A 22,286-nucleotide genomic window follows, 5' to 3' on the forward strand; every position below is an offset into this window, starting at 1 on the left:
CCACTGTTAATATAAAAGTTTTCATTTTATATATGAAGTGTTTCTTAGATAGAATGCGCTTTATTTACTACAAGAGATTCCCTTCTAAAAAAGAATGAACAAAATTTCAAAAGTGTATTTACATTTGTTCAACTAAGGGTTAGAATGAAGTTGTTAAAAGATATGAGGAGTGAAGATAATGAATATTGCAAAGTTAATTGACCATACAATTTTAAAAGCTAATACTACAAAAGAAGATGTTATGAAAGTAATCGAAGAAGCAAAGGAATATAAATTCGCTTCTGTTTGTATTAATCCTACATGGGTGAAGCTAGCTGCTGAAGAATTAGCTGGACATGACGTAGATGTTTGTACTGTAATCGGTTTCCCATTAGGAGCAAGCACTACTGAAACAAAAGCTTTCGAAACAAAAGATGCTATCGCAAAAGGTGCAACTGAAGTTGATATGGTAATCAACGTAGGCGCTTTAAAAGATGGCGATAACGAGTTCGTTGAAAAAGATATTTATGAAGTAGTACAAGCAGCAAAAGGAAAAGCTCTTGTAAAAGTAATCATTGAAACTTGCCTATTAACAGATGAAGAGAAAGTACGCGCTTGTGAATTATCAGTAAAAGCTGGTGCTGACTTCGTAAAAACTTCAACTGGATTCTCAACTGGCGGAGCAACTGCTGAAGATATCGCATTAATGCGTAAAACAGTAGGACCAAACGTTGGTGTAAAAGCATCTGGTGGCGTTCGTACACGTGAAGATGCAGACAAAATGGTAGCTGCTGGAGCTTCTCGCGTTGGAGCGAGTGCTAGTGTTGCAATCGTATTAAATGATGCAAAAGGTGCTACAGATAACTACTAATCATTAATGAAGTCAAAAGCAATAGATACACAAAGTAAAGTGTATCTATTGCTTTAACAATTGAAAAAAATGTAAGCGGATACGAATGGGAGGAGACGGCTTATGAAATACTTAATTGGTATTTTTGGCCTCGTATTGATTTTAGGTATCGCTTGGCTTGCTAGCAATAATAGAAAGAAAGTCAAATATCGCCCAATCATAACGATGGTTATTTTACAATTCATTTTGGGGTTTTTATTATTAAATACAAGTGTAGGGAATATATTAATTAGCGGAATAGCAGATGGTTTTGGAGAGTTATTAAAATATGCTGCTGATGGTGTGAATTTCGTATTTGGTGGATTAGTAAATCAAAAAGAGTTTTCGTTCTTTTTAAGTGTATTAATGCCAATCGTATTTATTTCAGCTTTAATAGGTATTTTGCAACACATTAAAGTGTTACCTATTATTGTGAAATCTATCGGTCTAGCATTAAGTAAAGTAAATGGAATGGGGAAACTAGAATCATATAATGCAGTTGCTTCGGCGATTTTAGGACAATCTGAAGTGTTTATTTCAGTTAAGAAGCAACTAGGATTATTGCCAGAGAAAAGAATGTATACATTATGTGCATCTGCAATGTCTACCGTTTCAATGTCTATCGTCGGATCATATATGGTGTTATTAAAACCGCAATATGTTGTAACCGCTTTAGTTCTTAACTTGTTCGGTGGTTTTATTATCGCTTCTATCATTAACCCGTATGAAGTTACTGAAGAAGAAGATATGTTAGAAGTACAAGAAGAAGAGAAAAAGACTTTCTTTGAAGTATTAGGAGAATACATTATAGATGGATTTAAAGTTGCGATTACAGTAGCAGCTATGCTAGTTGGTTTCGTTGCTCTTATCGCATTCATTAATGCCGTATTTAAAGGTGTGATTGGTATCTCATTCCAAGAAATCCTTGGTTATGTATTTGCACCATTTGCATTTATTATGGGTGTACCTTGGCATGAAGCAGTTAATGCCGGAAATATTATGGCAACAAAATTAGTATCAAATGAATTTGTCGCTATGACAGATTTAGCACAAGGAAACTTTAATTTCTCAGACAGAACGACAGCGATTATATCTGTATTCTTAGTTTCATTTGCAAACTTCTCTTCAATTGGAATTATTGCAGGGGCAGTTAAGAGCTTAAATGAAAAGCAAGGGAATGTAGTCGCGAGATTTGGTTTGAAATTACTGTTCGGTGCAACATTAGTAAGTTTCTTATCAGCAACAATCGTTGGTTTATTATTTTAATAGATTTATATCATATAAAAAGGAATGGTGATTGTAATGAGAATGGTAGATATTATTGCAAAAAAACGTGACGGCAAAGAATTAACGACTGAAGAAATCAAGTTCTTTATTAATGGATATACAGATGGAAGTATTCCTGATTATCAAGTGAGTGCACTTGCAATGGCAATCTTCTTTAAAGATATGACAGATCGTGAACGTGCAGATTTAACGATGGCAATGGTGGAGTCTGGAGAAACGATCGACTTATCAGCAATTGAAGGAATTAAAGTAGACAAACATTCAACTGGCGGTGTTGGTGATACAACAACTTTAGTATTAGGACCATTAGTAGCTGCTTTAGATGTACCAGTAGCAAAAATGTCTGGTCGTGGTTTAGGACATACAGGCGGAACAATTGATAAATTAGAAGCGGTAGAAGGATTCCACGTTGAAATTACGAAAGAGCAGTTCATTGATATTGTAAACCGTGACAAAGTAGCTGTTATTGGACAAACAGGAAACTTAACACCTGCAGATAAAAAGATTTATGCATTACGCGATGTAACAGGAACAGTAAACTCAATTCCTTTAATCGCAAGTTCAATTATGAGTAAAAAAATTGCAGCTGGCGCTGACGCAATTGTACTTGATGTAAAAACAGGTGCTGGCGCATTTATGAAAACAGAAGAAGATGCAAAAGAATTAGCACATGCAATGGTACGTATCGGAAATAATGTAGGACGTCAAACTATGGCTGTTATTTCAGATATGTCACAACCGCTTGGATTTGCGATTGGTAATGCTCTAGAAGTGAAAGAAGCGATTGATACGTTAAAAGGTGAAGGTCCAGAAGATTTAACAGAATTAGTACTTGTATTAGGAAGTCAAATGGTCGTACTTGCGAAAAAAGCAAATACGTTAGAAGAAGCTCGTGAAATGCTAATTGAAGTTATGAAAAACGGAAAAGCAACTGAGAAGTTTAAAGAGTTCTTAAGCAATCAAGGCGGAGATAGCTCAATTGTAGACAATCCAGAAAAAATGCCACAGGCGAAGTATGTAATTGATGTACCGGCTAAAACTTCAGGTGTTATTTCTAACATTGTTGCAGATGAAATCGGTATCGCAGCTATGTTACTAGGTGCTGGACGTGCAACAAAAGAAGATGAAATCGATTTAGCAGTAGGATTAATGTTACGTAAAAAAGTTGGCGATGCAGTAAAAGAAGGCGAACCATTCGTAACAATCTATGCAAACCGTGAAAATGTAGAAGATGTAAAAGCAAAAATCTATGAGAACATTTCTATCGCTGAAACAGCAGTGGCTCCTAAATTAGTTCATACAGTTATTACTGACTAATCATAATTACACTTACTTTGAGGAGGAAATAATATGGATAAGAAAAAATATATCGAAGAAGCAAATAAGATGTTAGCAAAAGCATATATTCCGTATTCAAAATTTCCTGTTGGTGCAGCGTTAGTTACGAAAGAAGGTAAAATCTATACTGGTTGTAATATAGAAAATGCTTCTTACGGTTTATGTAACTGTGCAGAAAGAACAGCGATCTTTAAAGCAGTATCAGAAGGTGAGCGCGATTTTAGTTACTTAGTTATTACAGGCGAAACGGATGGACCGATTTCACCATGTGGTGCTTGTAGACAAGTGATAGCTGAATTCTGTGAACCGAAAATGCCAGTTTTACTAACGAATGTAAAAGGCGATGAAAAAGAAGTGACTGTTGAGCAATTACTTCCAGGCGCTTTCTCGATAGAAGATTTAAAATAAGTTGAAAAGCCATTCCGCAATTATGAATTGTGGGATGGCTTTTTTATTTTCAAAAGTTGAATGTAATATTTTGTTCATATTCCGTTCATAAACTTTGCTTAAAATAATTGCAGCGAATATAGAAAGTTTAAAACAGGAGGAATAAAATGAAGAGGTTATATAATGCGGCATTCATTTACTTAATTATTGGTTTATTATCAGGAGTATTTGCAAGAGAGTATACGAAAGCACAGGGAATTAAAGGGTCCACAATGTTGCAATTGGTGCATACACATGTATTAGTGCTCGGTTTCGTATTCTTTTTAATTGCTTTAGCTTTATGTAAAGTGTTTCATGTACAAGAAACAAAGAGCTTTATTACATGGTTTGTTGTTTATAATGTAGGATTAATTTTTACTATTGCTACAATGCTATGGAGAGGTCTTCTACAAGTAAATGGAACTGACTTTAACGGTTTAAGCCATATGGCTGGATTAGGTCATGTTATTATAAGTATCGGGCTCGTTTGGTTTATGATTTTGCTCAAAAAGTCTGTTAAGTAGATAGGAGTGGGGAGAGTATGATAGCACTTTTATCAAGTATTGTAGCGGTTTGTATGGCTATTGGTGTCATGTTTCTGCGCTTTAAAGCAGCGAAAAAACCGGTAACGAAAAAGAAAATTATATTACCGCCAATTTTTATGAGTACTGGTGCAATGATGTACTTCATACCGGAGTTTCGATTAACATCGTTAGAAATAGTAGAGGCAATTAGCGTAGGACTTATTTTTTCTATATTTCTAATTAAAACAACTAAGCTCGAAATAAGGGCCGAACATATATTTATGAAACCGTCAAAAGCATTTATATTTATTTTAGTCGGATTATTGGTTGTACGAGTAGCGCTAAAATCATATTTAAGTCAATCAATTGATTTAGCACAGTTAAGCGGAATGTTTTTCTTGCTCGCATTTACGATGATTGTATCGTGGAGAATTGCGATGTATCGTTCATATGTTAAATTAGAAAAAACAATAAAAAGAGCTGGAATTTCTAAATAGGAATTCCGGCTCTTTTTATGTTTTATAAGATTGTTTTTTTAGCTTTGATTTCATTTGCTTAATTTTAAACGTATTTGAGCATCTTGTAATGCGGCTGGTGTAACGTTAAGACCATGTTGATCAACAATTTTTGTGTTTAATAAAATGGAATCTAAGCTTCCACGAAATGTTTTTGTATAGTTTTGACGCAACATTTGTTGTTCTTGTTTTTCATCAACTGTTAATCCAGATGCTTTTTCTTTTTTTGATAATTCGTTAATACGGAATAAAATGTTTTTCATTTGATTCACCTCTAGTTAGTTTTAATTACATTAGTTACTTACTAATGTATAGTTATTGTAACGTATCTTTTAATAAGTGTCAATGCCTGTAAACATTCCTTGTTTTGTAAGTGTATGGGATAAGAGTGAGTGTAAATAACTACTAATACTTGAAATAGAAAACATGTTAATATACAATACCTTAGTATGGTATATTAACGTGTTATTTTACATTATGAAAGTAATAAGAAAAAGGAGTATGTAATAATGAATGCAGTAATTTCAAAGAAAGAAATTATCATCTCATATACGATTGCAATTTTATTTATTTTAGCTATGGTAACAGCAGGTGTGTTATTAAATGATCCAGAAGTCATTTTGCCGGAAATAGCAGCAATGGCAATTGCTTTATGGGCGTATCGTGAGCCAGGATGGTTAAGACAACCAGAAAAAATCTTTATTGCACCGTCAATAACTGCTGTGATCGGTTTTATGGTGAATCAAATGGAGATAGTCTATTTAGGGAAAGTAAGCTTAACGCTTGTACTGATGATGCTGTTTTTACGTGTGATTCAATCCAATTTAGCACCGTCAATTGCAACTGGTTTATTACCATTAGTAACAAATGCGACTGAATGGTCATTTGTTATTTCGGTTTTTATTTTGACATTCATATTGATGCTAGGTGTTCTTATATTTAAACTGAATAACGGTATTAAGAGAAAAGTGAATATACAATATAAATATATGACTGTATTTCTAATATTAAATTTCGTGTGGATCAGTTTATGTTGGATAACTGGTTATGAACAATTAGCAGTTATTCCGCCAATACTAGTTGTCGTGTATGAATCACTTCAAAGGCCGATATACAATGAAAAAATGGCATTTAAACAAATATTAGTATTAACTACATCAGCAACTGTTGGAACTTTATTGTATTTTGCAATTGATTCATGGATTGTAGTCACTTTATTAAATATGATAGTAATGATTATTTTATTAAAAATCGTTGGAGTAAGTATTCCAGCAGCTTATGCATTTCCATTACTTCCGCTCGTATTTCCTGATGAAATGATAAAAATGTTACCAGTAGCTTCATTTGCTGCGGGGGTATTTTTATTTGGTGCAGTACTACTGTATAAAAAGTGGGAGATGAAGCAACAGGGCATGCAGAAGAGTTAAATATAATTGGCAAAAAAGGTAAGCTCATTTCACTGTAGCTTACCTTTTGTATGTATTACCAATAGAGAGTAGTATCCCTGCTACAAGTTGAATGTTTTTTCCTATTTTTCGGCTCTTTTTAAGTAGTGCCCCATTTAATCCAAGGTAGGAGATGATGAACAGTAATATAACGATAGGGAGAGCAGTTCCTATCGAAAAGAATGTCGGAAACAAGTATCCATAATTATATGAGAAAGATAAAGGGATTAACGTTCCGAAAAATAGAACGAACATAGTCGGACAGAAAGCTAAGGAAAAGAAGAACCCAAGTAAAAATGAGCCAACTTCATTTTGTTTTCGTATAAATTTGATTGAGAAGAAATTTCTGCTCTTTATAATACCTGCCAACATTAGCCCTATTAAAATTAATAAAGGTCCAATTATTTTTCGTAACCACGGGAAGTACAAAGTTAATATTTGCTGCATCTCTTTTCCTAAAAACCATACGAATAGTCCAAGTGTTGTAAAAGCTATTATTTTTCCTAAAATGAATAACAATATATGTTTCCATGCATGTCCTTTTTGTAAAGATTGATTGCCATAAAGTGTAACAGTGCTAATGTTTCCTGTTAATTGGCAAGGAGCAAGGGTACCTACTACGCCTAATAAAAACGCAAATAATAGAGGTACTGATTTCGTAGCATTCGCGACATCCATTAAAGGAGACATGAGTTGATAGCTCCATTCACTAATTGTTGAAAACACGTTATATTCACCTTTCTAATTAAATTGGAATGCTCCCTCTTTCGTAATCTGCTTCCACGTTTTCCCCTCATCTGTAGAAAGGAACACATTAGCTTTCATTGTAGCAAATACAATTTCAGCTGAATTTTGAGGGTTTTGTGATATGTACATAATTGCATCTTTAGCATCTAAAGCTGGAATTTGTATGTTTGTCTCTTCATTTGTAGCAATTGATTTCTTCGTTACGATTTTCTTATTGATAGGGGCGTAAATAACCTCTTCATTGCTTAATGTAACTGCTGTTGATTCAAGTGATGTAGAGAATAGTTCAAATGTATTTCCGTAATCTGTAGATAAGTAAACACCGTCTTTAGTACTTACCGCGACTACACTAGATTGATCCGGATGTACGGAGAAGGAATGAATCGTACTTGAAAGACCTTTTAACTTACTATTTTTCCAATCTTGTCCGTTGTTCGTACTGAAATAAAAACCTTGTTGCAATTTAGAATTTGGACGCTCATTGTATAAATAAATGGCTTCTGTATTATATCCGACAGCAAGGTTATGAAAATCAGATTCTCCGTAAAAAGCTAGCTTTTCAAGGGTATTACCGCCATCAGAACTTTTCATTAACCCTAAAGGATTTTTTAAATTTGTGCCTGGTGCAGGATGACCGCTGGCAAAGAATCCGTTCTTTGTTGCCTGAAATCCCATATAATCATGTAGCTCAGTCTTAGTTTCAAGCCATTTTCCATTTTGGTAAACTTTTATCCCGCTATGAGTGGCGATAGAAACCCCAGGCATATTTCCTGCAAAGCCAATTCCGTGAATGTGCTCGATTTTTCCAGATGTAGTTTCCTTATAGAAGTTTTGCGGACTCGTAGTTACTGTTTCTGTATGTTTTGGCTGAGATTGCACCGTGTCTTTCTTCGCCGGTGCTGTTTCGGCGTTGTTAGAACATCCTGAAATGAATAATAAAGAAGTAATTGCTAATCCTGTTGCTATATAATGTGTCAAAGTTGTAGCTCCTTTCCTAAATATGAGATGTTAAGTATATGGAATAAATGTCAAGAAATTGTGGAGTGATATGCATAATTGTGAGTGAAAAGTGCCTAGTAATGAAAGTATTACTGTCTAAATGAACACTATTAATTGACGAAAAATTATAACAATAATAGAATGAATTGTATTAGGTAATTAAATATAAAAGTATACATAGAATGCTAGGGGGATTATTATGAAATCAACATTTTTTTCTCAAAATAGAGAACGATTAGTAAACACATTACCAGATGAATCTATTACTATTTTATTCGCTGGACAAGCACCTCACATGTCAGCGGATGCACATTATAAATTTGTGCCGAATCGAAATTTTTACTATGTAACAGGAATTAATGAACCAAATGTTATTTTCATGTTGAAGAAGTTTGGAAATAGTGTAGAAGAAACACTTTTCATTGAAAAGTCGGATCCAGTAATGGAAAAATGGGTCGGTAAAACAGTTTCTAACGAAGAAGCAGAGGGGATTTCTGGTATAAAGAAAGTTGTATATTTAGATAGCTTTGAAAAGACAATGTCGAATATACTTTTCACAGAAAATGTGAAGCATCTATATTTAGATTTAGAGCGTCGTGAGTGGAATGGTACGGAGACAAAAACGCAAGCATTTGCTAAACATGTAAGAGAACAGTATCCACACGTTTTAATTGGTAATGTATATCCGAATATTTGTGAATTACGAGTGTTTAAAACAGAAGAAGAAATTGAAATCATTAAAGAAGCAATTGCTGTAACGAAAGAGGGTATTTACAACGTACTTAAGCATGCAAAAGCTGACATGATGGAGTATGAACTAGAAGCTCAGTTTGATTTCACACTGAAGTCATCTGGCATTAAGCATCATGCGTTCAATACAATTTTGGCAAGTGGAAAAAATGCTACAGTTCTTCATTATGAAGATAATGATGCACAAATTCAAAATGGTGATTTAGTACTACTAGATTTAGGCGCTCAAAAAGACTACTATAATGCTGATATTAGTTATACTTTCCCGGCAAATGGAACATTCTCTAGTCGCCAAAAACAAATGTATAATATTGTATTAAAAGCATTGAAAGAAACAACAGAACTTATTAAGCCAGGAGTAAAGTTTGCTGCATTAAATGAGCATACGAAAAAGGTACTAGCAGAAGAGTGTAAAGCAATTGGTTTAATTCAAGAAGACGAAGAGTTATCAAAATACTATTATCATGGTGTTAGCCATTTCCTTGGTTTAGATACGCATGATGTAGGAACATATAAAGATAGAGTGTTAGAAGAAGGTATGGTAATAACAATTGAACCTGGTCTTTATATTGAAGAAGAATCGATTGGAATTCGTATTGAAGATGACATTCTTGTAACGAAAGACGGACATGAAAACTTGTCAAAAGATATCATTAGAGAAGTTGAAGAGATTGAAGCGTTTATGAGAGAAAATAATGTGAATGTAAAAGTAGATGAAGTTGTTACAAAATAATCATTAGTAGAGGCGCTCAATTTTGGGCGTCTTTTTATTTGGCTCATTGCACATCTCCATATTTTCTTGAAAATCATTTTTTATAATGATTTTGAAAAAGAAAAAGGAGGGGTTTTCCATGAAGCGATTTGTATTAACAGCAGTGACAGTCTCTGTCATATCTATAATTGCTGCATGTTCCGCGACCACAAATACAACAAACGATTATAAAAATATGAATGATAAAAAAACACCAGAGATTGAAACGGCTACAAAACCATTGAAAGTTGAAAAAGGACCAGAAGTGACTTTAATAGCGAAAGAAGAAAAACAAAAATTAAGTAACGGTGTTATTGTTCCAGTCTGGACATTTAATGGCTCATCTCCTGGTCCAGAAATTCGAGTGAAAAAAGGAGAAAAGGTGAAAGTAACATTGAAAAATGAATTATCTGCACCTGTATCTATTCATTGGCATGGATATCCTGTCCCAAATAATATGGATGGAATTCCAGGCGTGACGCAAGATGCGGTTGAATCAGGAAAAAGTTTCACCTATGAATTTGAGGCGAACATACCAGGAACGTATTGGTATCATTCACATCAAGATTCTGTAAATCAATTAGATAGAGGTTTATATGGAGCGCTCATTGTAGAAGATACAAAGGAAAAATATGATAAAGATTACACATTAATGTTAGATGAATGGGTAACAGATAAAGAAGAGATTAATAAACAGTTAAAAGAAATGACAAAAGGGCAAAAAGGTAATAAATCTAAGGATAATGAAAATACGAAAAAGAATGATGATATGAAAGGAATGGACCATGGAAATATGAAGATGGAAGGTCATGATATGAGTATGTATGATTTATTCACAATCAATGGTAAAAGTGGGGATTTAGTAGAACCATTAAAAGTGAATAAGGGAGATAAAGTTCGTCTTCGACTCGTTAATGCTGGTTATCTATCACATGATATACACGTTCACGGTCATGATATAAAAGTAATTGCGACAGATGGTCAACCAATAAACGATCCAAAAGTTATAAAGGATCAAGTAATTTCAATCGCACCGGGTGAACGTTATGATATTGAATTTACTGCTAATAATCTTGGGAAATGGTATGTGGAAGACCATTTAGCAAATAAAGGTGTAAAAGGAATGAAAGCTGTTATTGAATATGATGGCAGCAAAGAGATGAAAGATAAAGCAAACGAAAAAGAAAAATTACCGAAATTAGATGTGACGAAATATGGTGCTAAAAAATTAGGTAGTTTCACGTTAAATCAGCAGTATACTGTCACATATAATATGGATTTAAATACGCAAATGAATGGAAATGAAATGGTATATACAATTAACGGAAAGGTATTTCCGAATATTGACCCGATTCCAGTAAAAAAGGGTGATTTAGTAAAAGTGAAATTGGTAAATCGTTCTAAAATGGACGATCATCCAATGCATTTACATGGTCACTTCTTCCAGGTGTTGAGTAAAGATGGAAAACCGATAGAAGGTTCTCCAATTGTGAAAGATACTTTGAACCTAAAACCAGGTGAAGAATATGAAGTAGCTTTTGTAGCAGACAATCCGGGTGATTGGATGTTCCACTGCCATGATTTACACCATGCTTCCGCCGGGATGGTAACAGAAGTGAAATATACAGATTATAAATCTGACTATGTTCCCAACCCAAACATTCCTAATAAGCCAGAATAATATGAAGCAGTTATCCTATGGATAGCTGCTTATTCATTTTCGTTGCAAGAGTCAATGTATATGTTGATCATGCCCGGGTGAAGATGGGGGAGTATGATCTGGGAATGTCACGAATACGGAAACGATAATTACCACACTAATTGATAGTAATAACAAAAAACGCCTTTGGATAAAAGCAGAAAAAGTTTCTGATAAAAGTTGAATTATACATGACATAGTTATTGTTATCGTAAGCAAAAGGCTAATAAACAGTATACTATGGGCTTGTTGAGCATTTAACATTTCTGTAATCATTGCTCCCATCATGCTTGCCATTAATCCAGAGAACATTCCTTCTAAAGCAGTATATAGGTGAAAACGTAGACCGACTAAAAAACCGATACAACCACTAATCAAAATTGCAAGCAAAGTAGAATATAGTAATTCTCCTTTAAAAAGAATACCGAAATAAAAACCGATACTTAAACCCGTACTCATACTAAAAGACATAATAAATACCATATACTCCATTAGGGTACCCTTACGTTTAGAAATATATGATGTAATAAAAATCGAGATACAACAAAGTGTTAAGGCCGTTAATGTGTAAGCTAACATTATGATACCTCCCTGTCCTATCGTTCATTTCATCATATGTTCATATGGAGAGTACTCATGCTTATTTATCTCTGCATATTATCTGCACAATTTCATAATTGTAAGCAAGAAGGCTCCTGATTTTTTAGGGCGTCTTTTTAATTATGAGCATGTGAATGTAAGAGTTAAATGAAGAGTTTCTATTGTGAAGCCATAAAGAATAAGCGTATAATATTATAGGTCTCCCATTTGCGAGACAAACCGCGAATGATAAATAAGATTGTTGTTTTATCATCGTCTCTAAACAGATAGACAATGAAAGTAACACTGGAATACAGATAGGGAGTTATAAAATGAAATTAATTATTGCCGAGAAACCAGATCAAGGTTTGGCTCTTGTTTCACAGTTTAAATATCGCCGAAAAGATGGCTATTTAGAAGTAGAAGCGAATGAGTTATTTCCAAATGGAGCGTACTGTACATGGGCAATTGGTCATTTGACGCAGTTATGTAATCCAGAGCATTATCACGCAGAGTGGAAAAAATGGTCACTTAATACGTTACCTATGATTCCAGAGCGTTTTCAATTTGAAGTAACAAAGTCGAAGTATAAACAGTTTAACGTTGTGAAACAGCTGTTACATAATCCACAGGTAACAGAAATTATTCACGCGGGCGATGCCGGGCGTGAAGGGGAATTGATTGTACGAAATATTATTAACCTTTGCAACGTGCAAAAGCCGATGAAGCGTCTTTGGATTTCATCTTTAACGAAACAAGCTATATACCAAGGATTTAAAAATTTACTGGATGAAGCAGATACAATTAATACGTACTATGAGGCGTATACAAGGTCATGTGCAGACTGGGTTGTTGGTATGAATGCATCGCGTGTCTTTAGTATTTTGCTAAAGAAAAAAGGAATGAACGATGTATTTTCCGCTGGTCGAGTACAAACTCCGACACTCGCGTTAATTGTAAAGCGTGAAAAAGAAATAGAAAACTTTAAGTCTGAGCCGTTTTGGGAAGTGTTTGCAACCTTTAATATAGAAGGAAAGAAGTATGAGGGGAAATGGGAGAAGGATAGTGAATCCCGCTTACAAGACCCTGATATGGCAAATAAAATTGCGGCATTTTGCCAAGGGAAACCGGCTGAAGTGAAGGAAATGAAAACGGAGCGTAAAGAGTTTCAGCCACCGCTTTTATTTAACTTATCGTCACTACAAGCTACAGCAAATAAAGCGTTCAAATTTTCACCGAAAAAGACGCTTGATATAACACAAGCACTATATCAAAAAGGGATAGTTTCTTATCCGCGTTCAGATTCTAACTATGTTACACAAGGAGAAGCAGCGACGTTCCCTGATATTTTACAGAAGTTAAGTCAGTTTGATGAATATAAAGGGTTATTGCCAGCACCAATTGAATCGATTATGAATAATAAGCGTTATGTGAATGAAAAAAAAGTTACAGATCACTACGCTATTATTCCGACAGAGCAAGTTACAAATCCAAGCAGATTATCAGGTGATGAAAAGAAAATTTACGATATGATCGTAAGAAGACTGATTGCCGCTCACTATGAAGTTGCAATCTTTGATTATACGACGATTATAACGCTTGTAGATGAACGTGCTGAATTCATTTCAAAAGGAAAACAGCAAATTCAAGAAGGTTGGCGTAAAGTTATTTTCCAAGATGATAAAGATGACGAAACAATTCTTCCAATTGTCGCAGAAGGTGAACAAGGGAAAGTTGTAAAGGTGAAAGTGAAAGAAGGAAAAACACAGCCACCGAAGCGTTATACAGAAGGACAACTTATTACGTTAATGAAAACCGCAGGTAAGTATTTAGAGAACGAAGAGCTTGAGAAAGTATTAAAGAAAACAGAAGGTTTAGGTACAGAGGCAACTCGCGCTGGAATTATTACGATGCTGAAAGACCGTAAATATATAGATGTGAAGAAAAACCAAGTGTATGCAACCGATAAAGGGAAAGTGTTAATTACTGCAATCGGAGACAAAATACTAGCTTCACCAGAAATGACAGCGAAATGGGAGCAGCGCCTCGCGGAAATCGGGGAAGGCACAGCTTCACCAGCTACATTTATGGAGCAAACGAAAAAGCTATCAGCGAAAATTATTGAAGATGCAGTGGAAATGTCAGAGAAGTGGGATTTCACTGGATTACATGTTGAATCGATTGAGCGAAAAGGATCGAAATTTACAACAGGTAAAAAGGTAGGTAGTTGTAAAAAATGTGATGGTGATGTGATTGATAAGTCAACGTTTTACGGTTGTTCTAACTACAACACGACACAATGTGATTTTACCATCTCAAAGAAGATATTAAGTAAAACAATTTCCCAAAAAAATATGACAAAGCTCTTAAAAGGTGAAAAGACAGATTTAATTAAAGGCTTTACAAAGGGCGAGAAAACGTTTGATGCGAAGTTAGAGTGGAAAGATAATAAGATTAATTTTGTTTTTGAGAATTAAGTGGTTTCAACAAATAAAAAAATATGATAATTAAACTGTATCCTATAGAATAGACACTTAAAAAAGTCTATTCTATAGGATATTTTTTTGAATAAGTAGTAATATTTATATTTATTTTAAATAAAATATACAATAAAAAAATCTTTATAATTGATAATTATTTATTGTAAAACAATAAATTTTATATTAAAATCAATATCATAATAAATCAGTGAGTTGCTTTTTATAGAAAGGTAACAACGCTGTTCTTTATTAGAGGAGGTAAAACTATGGGCATTAACAATTTGATTATTGAAAATATGGATAACCCTCATGAGTTGGAGAGAATGTATAGAAAAGACACGAAAGCTTTTAAAAAGTCATTCTCACAAGCATGGGATAAAAATCCTGATTCTCAGGTGCTAGCTGCTTGGTATGAAAGGTTGCATTTCAAGGAGACGGCAAATAAAGAAAAAATATCACTGTTTCAAAAAGGTTTCTTATTCATGGGCATGTTAGCAATTCTAGCTGGGCTAAGCACTAGAATCATTTTCCATTTTGTTGAGCAGGAAGCAATTGCTCCAATTAACTTGGCTTTTGGTGTAATTCCCTTTATTGCTGCTTATTTTATTTACAATAATACTCCGAAAAAAAGTATTATTTATTTCCTTGCAGTGTTGTTCCTAATTGCCGGGTTGTATCTTAATATGTTGCCATTAAATTATAAAGACAGCAATATCCTTGCGTATTTACATCTTCCTATATTGTTATGGGTCTTATTGGGAGTTGCGTTTACGGGAAATGAATATTCAAAAGGCAGTACAAGATTAGCTTATATTAAATTTAATTTAGAATATTGTCTTCTCTACGCTAGCATGGCTGTGAGTGGAATGATACTAGCAGTATTCACTATGAAGTTATTTAGCTTTGTTGACTTGGATATAGGAGAATTCTATTTTAGTAATGTTGTATTATTTGGAGCTGCCGCTCTCGCTGTAGTGGCTGCATACTTAGTATCATTGAATCTTAAACTTGCTAAAAATATTACACCATATATAGCTAAAATTTTTAGTCCTCTCGTCCTGATCACATTGTTTATTTATCTTATAACGGTAATTTTGGTCGCGAAAAATCCATTCTTGGATCGTAATTTTCTCATGGCCTTCAACGTAATACTCCTTGGTGTATTGGCTGTTACTATATTTTCTATCGTTGAGAGTGAGTCAGACGAGAAAAAGAGCATTTCAGATTATATAAACTTTGCCCTAATTGTTTTGGCACTTATTATTGATACTGTAGCTTTGTCAGCTATCGTATTTAGACTTTCTTCTTACGGGATTACACCTAATAGACTTGCTGTTTTAGGCGTAAACATACTGATTTGGGCAAATCTCATTTGGATTATGTTCTCCTATATGCGTTTTCTACAAAACAAATCAGGACCGACAGCTATCCAAGATGCCGTTACGAAGTATTTGCCAATCTACGGAATTTGGGCAGCTTTCGTAATATTTACTTTTCCTATAATTTTTAATTAGAAAGACATTGTAAATGTAACGACAAGCTAATTTTCTATCACGTATAAAATCCTTAGAGCCGATAATTATCGTTACTTCTATAAGTTCTCGAAAATAAAAAAACGTCCCAAAATAGGACGTTTTTTATTATGTATATTGCTGTTTTTTCTTAATAAGTAATAACACTTGTGACACACAAGCTAGTACTGGTAGTTCAATTAATGGTCCAATCACTAATGCAAGAGCGATAAGAGGCTCGTCTGGAAAAGCGGTTACAGCAATAGCGAGTGCAATAGGTGAGTTTCTTGCTAATGTTGTTAAGCTCAGACTAACTGTATCTTTATAAGATAAACGCATCATGCGTCCGATAAATTGTCCGAGTACAAAATTAATGATGAAGAATAATAGAACAGGAATGAGTAATAGTAAAACAACATTCATATTCTGTAGTAAATATTTACCCTGTGATGCAAACATCGCTACTATCGCTAAGCTTAAAAATACAATTTGCGCAGAGCTGAAAAACGGAATGAGTTTATTCTCGAGTGTTTCAGCTTTTTTCATTTTATTCATAATGAATTTTGTAGCGTGTGCAAGTACAAATGGTAAGACGATTACGATAACAATACTTTCTACTAAAACAGAAACCGCTACAGTCTTCATGACACCAGCAAATAAAAATAAATAAATGGGAAGTAGTAGTACTTGCAATATTAAATTTACAGGCAAAATGGCAGTAGAAAGTGCTACATTTCCTTTTGCTATTTCAGTAAAGATTAAGTACCAATCTGTACATGGAGTAACCATTAACATAATAAATCCAACCCAAAGTGCTGGGTGATCTGAAAGAAATAGTGCTCCTAACCCCCAAGCGAGTAAAGGTGTCCATACAAAATTAATAGTAAGGCTCGTTCCAGCAAATTTTAAATTGCGGAACCCGCTTTTTATTTCTTTCAATGGAATGCTGAGGAATAATCCATACAGCATGAAAAATAAGAAGGGGACAATAAATTGTTCTGAATACATATATATTAAATTAAATTAAATTGTCCGAGTACGATGCCGCATGTAACAGCAAAAAGAATAATAAAAGTTTGAATCTTTTCTATAGTGCTCATGAGTAAATCCTTTCTAAATATGAATTGCTCTCTCTACATCTATTATACAAACAATAAAGTTACAATGGGTGTATGAATTGTATTGTGGTCATTATTTTTAATACGAGATATTATTTTTTATTTAAAGTTACTTGACTAAAGTAAGTAACTGTATTACAATCACTTACATAAGGTAATTAAATAACAAAAAGTTTTTCGTATTTGTACTTAAGGTATCTATTGGAACTTTTTACTAGAATAAGAATTTTTATGATGATGAATAATGAATATGATAAGAAAGTTTAGGTGAAGAAAATGGGATTATTTAGCTCGCTATTTGGTAAAAAAGAAGAAAATACAAGAGTAGAGGAGAATAAAACAATGTCAAAGGTATTATTTGTAAAAGCAAACGATCGTCCAGCAGAGCAAGCAGTTAGTTCAAGAATGTATGAAACATTTGTAAGTGCTTATAGAGAAGCGAACCCAAATACAGAAATTACGGAGTTAGATTTATTTGCATTAGATCTTCCATATTACGGAAATATCGCTATTTCAGGTGGATACAAACGTAGTCAAGGAATGGAGTTAACAGCAGAAGAAGAGAAGGCTGTAGCTACGGTAGATCAATATTTAAATCAGTTTTTAGAAGCTGATAAAGTTGTATTTGCCTTCCCACTATGGAACTTCACAGTGCCAGCGCCATTAATTACGTATATTTCATACTTATCTCAAGCTGGAAAAACATTTAAATATACAGCAAATGGCCCAGAAGGTTTAGCTGGTGATAAGAAGGTCGTTGTATTAGGCGCGCGTGGTTCAGATTACTCTTCAGAACAAATGGCTCCTATGGAAATGGCAGTAAATTATGTAACGAATGTACTTGGGTTCTGGGGAATTACAAATCCTGAGACTGTTGTAATTGAAGGACACAATCAATATCCAGATCGTTCACAACAAATTGTTGAAGAAGGTTTAGAGAACGTTAAAAAAGTAGCGGCGAAATTTTAATTGATAGTAAATATAAAAAACCAACATGGATGACCATGTTGGTTTTTTAGTCTATTTCTATGTTAAAAAATGTATATTTATAAAATAAAAGAAAAGTTTGAAAATAGTATTGCAAAATATTATATGACAAACTATAATGAGTTCAAGAATAGTTAATAGTCGAATTTAATATTCAGAAAATTCAATTAGTTAAAAATGGAAAATGAGATAAGGAAATTTGAATGGGGGTTATATTATGGCGAATAAAGTACCGTTTTCGTTCATAGTAGTTATTGGATTAATGTTATTTGCACTATTTTTTGGAGCAGGAAATTTAATATTCCCGGCAATGCTCGGTCAATCGGCAGGAGAGAATGTATGGATTGCTAATGCTGGATTTTTAGTAACGGGTGTCGGATTACCATTACTAGGTGTACTAGCATTTGGTTTTTCGGGTAAAGATGATTTACAGTCATTAGCAAGTCGTGCTCACCCAGTGTTCGGGATTGTGTTTACAACAGTTTTATACTTAGCGATTGGCCCGTTATTTGCAATACCAAGAACAGGAAATGTTTCTTATGAAATTGGTCTTAAACCGTTTATGCCAGAAGGATTAGGTTCTACACCTTTAATTCTTTTCACAATTGTATTCTTTAGTATCACTTGTTTTTTTTCGCTAAATCCTGCGAAAATTGTCGATATTGTTGGAAAAATCTTAACGCCAATTAAGTTAACTTTCATTGGTATTTTAGTAATCGTTGCTTTTATACATCCGATTGGAGATATGCAAGCACCAGTGGAAGCTTATACATCACATGCATTCTTTAAAGGTTTCCAAGAAGGATACTTAACAATGGACACGCTTGCATCATTCGTATTTGGAATCATCATCATTAATGCAATTAAAGAAAAAGGTGCGAAAACGAAAACACAGATTATGATCGTTTGTGCAAAAGCGACAATCATTGCAGCATCTATTTTAGCGATTATCTATACAGCTCTTTCTTATATGGGTGCTTCAAGTGTTGCAAAGCTTGGACATTTAGAGAATGGTGGAGAAGTATTAGCGAAAGTTTCTAACTACTATTTTGGATCATATGGTGGAGTATTATTAGGATTAATGATTACAGTAGCGTGTTTAACAACTAGTGTGGGACTTGTATCAGCATGTTCTTCATTTTTCCATAAGTTATTCCCAAATGTTCCTTACAAAGCGATTGCAATCACGCTATGTGTATTTAGTGCAATTGTTGCAAACGTAGGATTAACACAATTAATCGCAGTTTCTGTTCCAGTACTAACAGCAATTTATCCACTAGCAATCGTATTGATTTTCTTAACATTCTTCCATTCATTATTCAAAGGAAGAGCTGAAGTCTATCAAGTGAGCTTAATCGTAACATTTATCATCAGCTTATTCGATGGATTAAGTGCAGCTGGAGTTAACATTGAAGTAGTAAGCCGAGTGTTCACTAAATTCCTTCCGATGCAAGAAGTAGGATTAGGATGGATCTTCCCAGCGATTATCGGTGGATTTATCGGATATGGCATTAGCGTTTTAAAAGCAAAAAATCAAGTTCAACCAGCTAGTACGAATAAGAAAATAAGTTAAATGAAAAAAGTTATAGAATTTGATTCTATAACTTTTTTTGTTACTATTGATAAGGATAGAAAAATAAAGTAGTAGGGGAAATATAATGAAAAAAACAATTGATCATATCGGCATCGCAGTTCGAGATATAGATAGCACGATACGTTTTTATGAAAAGGTGTTGTTAGGAACTTTAATAGATCGTTACGTAAGTGAAGCTCCTGGCGTTGAAAGCGAAGTAGCCATTCTTGAAGTGGATGGAGATAGAATTGAATTACTTGCACCGACGAATAATACGACTTCACCAATTGCCCGATTTATAAAGCAAAAAGGTAAAGGTGTTCATCACGTTGCATATCGTGTCGATGATTTAGATGTGGCTCTAGAAGAGCTAAAAGAACAAGGTATTCGAACGTTAGAGCATACACTTCGAATTAATAAGCACGGTAGAAGATTAATATATCTTAACCCAGCGGATACAGAGGGAACAATCATTGAGTATTGTGATTATCCAGAAGAAAAGTAAAGAAATTTTATGATGGAAGAAGGGTGTTGCGTAATAACGTAATACCTTTTTTATTTATCCCGCTTTAATGGGCAGTAAGACCCCGACCTCAAAATTCAGCGAAAGAAAAGAAGTTAGGTGGGGGATCAACTGCCCATAAAAGTCCGATTGGTGAGGGCTGATAATCAGTGGAGGATGAAGAAAACCCCCACTGATTAAAGTTTCACTTTATGCATTTCACACTTTCTTCACGAATGATTCACGATAACTTTTCTTCTTCAAGAACTTACATAAATATATTTTATGATATAATTACAATCGGCTTGAAAAATGTAAGTTGTATCTATCAAGGTAGTTACTATTTTATTAGAAGTTTAGAGGTGAGAGAGAAATAAAGATTTATACTGTATAGTAATTTATATTTAATCAGGTTAATATTTCGCCGGAGAATTGAACTGGGGAAGTTAAAGGAATGGAAGTATAGCGATGAGTAAGAAAGAAGTGAAATGATTGTGAAAGTAATGAAAAGGTTAGGGGCATGGCTATTCATTGCATGTGTGCTTATTATATCGATACCAAAAAGTGCATCTGCTCATGCGTACATTGTGAAATCCAACCCTGCTGAAAATGAAACGTTGAAGAAAGCACCAGCTGTTGTGAAAATTGAATTCGATGAGGATATACAAGTTTCGCATTTTAATACATTGTTTGTAAGAGATACATCAGGTACAAGAGTAGATTTAAAAGATGCTCATATCGATAAGAAAAATAAAAAATTATTAGAAGCAGGGTTAAAAGAAAATTTGAAAAACGGAATCTACTCTATTCAGTGGAAAGTGATTTCAGCTGACGGGCATCCTATTCAAGGAGTGATTCCGTTCCGAATTGGATCAGCAGAAGCCGGAGCAGACGATGTACAAGTAGAAGAGATGGGGTATGTCCCGCAAATAGATATGATAATGGAACGTGGAATTTTATATACAAGTTTCTCACTATTTATAGGAGTGCTATTCTTTAATCTTATTATGTACAAAGGGAATACAATCTCGGTTCGATCAAGAAGCATTCGATCCTTTACTATTAAAAGAAACATTACAGCTCTCTGTTTTTAGTTACGTATGGCTCACTCAAATGGCTCTTATTAGTTTGCTTATAATCGTTACGTATTTTGCGATGAAGTGTGAGAAGCTATCGTCGTTTAAAGTATGGAGCATTCCGATAGTATTGTTTATTGGGATCCTTGTTATGAAAGCCTTTAATAGTCACGCATATGGTTTAAAGTTTAAAGAGATTGCTGTCGTTATGGACTTTCTACATTTATTCGCAGCTTCATTATGGATTGGTGGTCTATCATCTATTGTTCTTCTGTTGCGTAAAGAGGATGATAAGTGGAGTATGTATTGGGATATGATTAAGCGCTTTTCACCGTGGGCAACAGGTGCTGTCATCGTGATTTTAATAACAGGTCTTTTTAACAGTACATTCTTTATTCCAACAATCCACTCATTATTTGATACGAAGTATGGATTAGCTTTATTAGCAAAGATACTTTTATTCATTTGCATGGGGATATTGGGAATTGTTCATTATGTGAAAGGGAAAATGAGAGCGCAGCAAGGATTAGGCGCTACAGTGAAAGTAGAGTTTATCATTGGAATTATCCTTTTCGTAATCGTAGCTTTTATGACAAACGTACAAACACCGCCGATGCCTCCAACTGGACCTTTTACAGAGAGTAAGCAATTAGATAATGGATATGAACTTATTTTACATGTAAGTCCTAATAAAGTAGGACAAAATACATTCCATATTACTTTAAAGGATGAGAACGGACAACCTGTTACTGATATGGAGCAAATTATTTTAACTACACAATCATTGGATATGAACATGGGAAAAGGTTCATTTAAAGTTTCGGCCGTTTCACCAGGAGAATATGAAGCAGAAGGTATGTATATTAACATGACAGGAAACTGGAATATACAAGTGCACGGATTAACAAAATCTCTTGATAGTTTTGATACGGATTATAAATTTATAGTAGGCGGCAGATAAAGTGAAACTTTAATCAGTGGGGGTTTTGTTCATCCTCACTGATTAATAGTTGAACCAATCGGGCTTCTACGGGCAGTTAATCTCCCACCTAACTTCTTGCTCCAGCCTAATTTTGAGGTGGGAGTCTTACTGCCCGTTAATGCGGGATAA

At 34.2% G+C, this 22,286-nt stretch carries 18 protein-coding genes and 2 pseudogenes; 15 read left to right on the forward strand and 5 right to left on the reverse strand.

The features are described 5' to 3' along the window. Positions 1-178: 178 nt before the first annotated feature. From deoC to PDL00_RS07275, 6 genes are all read left to right on the forward strand, one after another. On the forward strand, positions 179-850 hold the full coding sequence (deoC, locus tag PDL00_RS07250; RefSeq protein WP_001017444.1) for a deoxyribose-phosphate aldolase: 672 nt from the start codon (positions 179-181) through the stop codon (positions 848-850). 102 nt (positions 851-952) lie between these two features. Then, positions 953-2,134 carry a NupC/NupG family nucleoside CNT transporter gene (locus tag PDL00_RS07255; RefSeq protein ID WP_000876173.1) on the forward strand — a complete coding sequence of 394 codons (1,182 nt, stop codon included), beginning with the start codon at positions 953-955 and terminating at the stop codon, positions 2,132-2,134. A 36-nt stretch (positions 2,135-2,170) separates the two neighbouring features. Then, positions 2,171-3,472, forward strand: coding sequence for a pyrimidine-nucleoside phosphorylase (locus PDL00_RS07260; RefSeq protein WP_001983022.1), 1,302 nt, complete (start codon positions 2,171-2,173; stop codon positions 3,470-3,472). A 33-nt stretch (positions 3,473-3,505) separates the two neighbouring features. Further along, positions 3,506-3,901 (forward strand): cytidine deaminase, encoded by a 396-nt coding sequence (locus tag PDL00_RS07265; RefSeq protein WP_000358522.1) that lies wholly within the window; start codon positions 3,506-3,508, stop codon positions 3,899-3,901. Positions 3,902-4,047: 146 nt separating this feature from the next. Further along, positions 4,048-4,443 (forward strand): DUF2871 domain-containing protein, encoded by a 396-nt coding sequence (locus tag PDL00_RS07270; RefSeq protein WP_242254014.1) that lies wholly within the window; start codon positions 4,048-4,050, stop codon positions 4,441-4,443. 17 nt (positions 4,444-4,460) lie between these two features. After that, complete coding sequence (locus PDL00_RS07275; RefSeq protein WP_242254016.1) at positions 4,461-4,940, forward strand: CcdC family protein; 480 nt, start codon at positions 4,461-4,463, stop codon at positions 4,938-4,940. Positions 4,941-4,990: 50 nt separating this feature from the next. Here the strand turns inward: PDL00_RS07275 and PDL00_RS07280 are convergent, their stop codons facing one another. After that, entirely contained in the window at positions 4,991-5,221 is a 231-nt protein-coding gene (locus PDL00_RS07280; protein WP_000789775.1) for a DUF896 domain-containing protein, read from the reverse strand. 246 nt (positions 5,222-5,467) lie between these two features. On the opposite strand from PDL00_RS07280, the gene PDL00_RS07285 reads away from it, so the two are divergent. Beyond that, positions 5,468-6,385, forward strand: a complete 918-nt coding sequence (locus tag PDL00_RS07285) for a hypothetical protein (RefSeq protein ID WP_270728052.1) — start codon at positions 5,468-5,470, stop codon at positions 6,383-6,385. A 39-nt stretch (positions 6,386-6,424) separates the two neighbouring features. On the opposite strand, the gene PDL00_RS07290 is transcribed toward PDL00_RS07285, so the two are convergent. Continuing rightward, positions 6,425-7,129 (reverse strand): urease accessory protein UreH domain-containing protein, encoded by a 705-nt coding sequence (locus tag PDL00_RS07290; RefSeq protein WP_270728055.1) that lies wholly within the window; start codon positions 7,127-7,129, stop codon positions 6,425-6,427. Positions 7,130-7,144: 15 nt separating this feature from the next. Next, the gene (locus PDL00_RS07295; RefSeq protein ID WP_242254022.1) at positions 7,145-8,128 is read right to left on the reverse strand and encodes a F510_1955 family glycosylhydrolase; all 984 of its coding nucleotides are present in this window, start codon (positions 8,126-8,128) and stop codon (positions 7,145-7,147) included. A 220-nt stretch (positions 8,129-8,348) separates the two neighbouring features. Between PDL00_RS07295 and PDL00_RS07300 the strand changes: the two genes are divergently transcribed. Both PDL00_RS07300 and PDL00_RS07305 read left to right on the forward strand, forming a co-directional pair. Then, positions 8,349-9,632, forward strand: a complete 1,284-nt coding sequence (locus PDL00_RS07300) for an aminopeptidase P family protein (RefSeq protein ID WP_242254024.1) — start codon at positions 8,349-8,351, stop codon at positions 9,630-9,632. Positions 9,633-9,750: 118 nt separating this feature from the next. Next, positions 9,751-11,331, forward strand: coding sequence for a multicopper oxidase family protein (locus PDL00_RS07305; protein WP_270728061.1), 1,581 nt, complete (start codon positions 9,751-9,753; stop codon positions 11,329-11,331). 51 nt (positions 11,332-11,382) lie between these two features. Here the strand turns inward: PDL00_RS07305 and PDL00_RS07310 are convergent, their stop codons facing one another. Then, positions 11,383-11,928, reverse strand: a complete 546-nt coding sequence (locus PDL00_RS07310) for a hypothetical protein (protein WP_270728063.1) — start codon at positions 11,926-11,928, stop codon at positions 11,383-11,385. 332 nt (positions 11,929-12,260) lie between these two features. On the opposite strand from PDL00_RS07310, the gene topB reads away from it, so the two are divergent. Both topB and PDL00_RS07320 read left to right on the forward strand, forming a co-directional pair. Then, a complete protein-coding gene (gene topB, locus PDL00_RS07315) occupies positions 12,261-14,405 on the forward strand; it encodes a DNA topoisomerase III (RefSeq protein WP_242254027.1) in 2,145 nt (714 codons plus the stop codon). A 269-nt stretch (positions 14,406-14,674) separates the two neighbouring features. Further along, the gene (locus PDL00_RS07320; RefSeq protein ID WP_270728065.1) at positions 14,675-15,922 is read left to right on the forward strand and encodes a DUF4153 domain-containing protein; all 1,248 of its coding nucleotides are present in this window, start codon (positions 14,675-14,677) and stop codon (positions 15,920-15,922) included. A gap of 126 nt (positions 15,923-16,048) precedes the next feature. On the opposite strand, the pseudogene PDL00_RS07325 reads toward PDL00_RS07320, so the two are convergent. After that, positions 16,049-17,019: pseudogene (locus tag PDL00_RS07325) on the reverse strand (arsenic resistance protein). 294 nt (positions 17,020-17,313) lie between these two features. Between PDL00_RS07325 and PDL00_RS07330 the strand changes: the two are divergent. The 4 genes and pseudogenes from PDL00_RS07330 to PDL00_RS07345 all read left to right on the forward strand — a co-directional run bounded on the left by PDL00_RS07330 (position 17,314) and on the right by PDL00_RS07345 (position 22,136). Next, positions 17,314-18,006 carry an FMN-dependent NADH-azoreductase gene (locus PDL00_RS07330; RefSeq protein WP_242257028.1) on the forward strand — a complete coding sequence of 231 codons (693 nt, stop codon included), beginning with the start codon at positions 17,314-17,316 and terminating at the stop codon, positions 18,004-18,006. 235 nt (positions 18,007-18,241) lie between these two features. After that, positions 18,242-19,597, forward strand: coding sequence for a branched-chain amino acid transport system II carrier protein (gene brnQ, locus PDL00_RS07335; RefSeq protein WP_242257029.1), 1,356 nt, complete (start codon positions 18,242-18,244; stop codon positions 19,595-19,597). A gap of 85 nt (positions 19,598-19,682) precedes the next feature. Then, positions 19,683-20,102 (forward strand): VOC family protein, encoded by a 420-nt coding sequence (locus tag PDL00_RS07340; RefSeq protein WP_000750833.1) that lies wholly within the window; start codon positions 19,683-19,685, stop codon positions 20,100-20,102. A gap of 485 nt (positions 20,103-20,587) precedes the next feature. Then, positions 20,588-22,136 (forward strand): annotated as a pseudogene (locus tag PDL00_RS07345) (copper resistance CopC/CopD family protein). Positions 22,137-22,286: the final 150 nt, after the last annotated feature.

The sequence above is a fragment of the Bacillus cereus group sp. TH152-1LC genome, from assembly GCF_027710505.1.
Lineage (GTDB): Bacteria > Bacillota > Bacilli > Bacillales > Bacillaceae_G > Bacillus_A > Bacillus_A mobilis.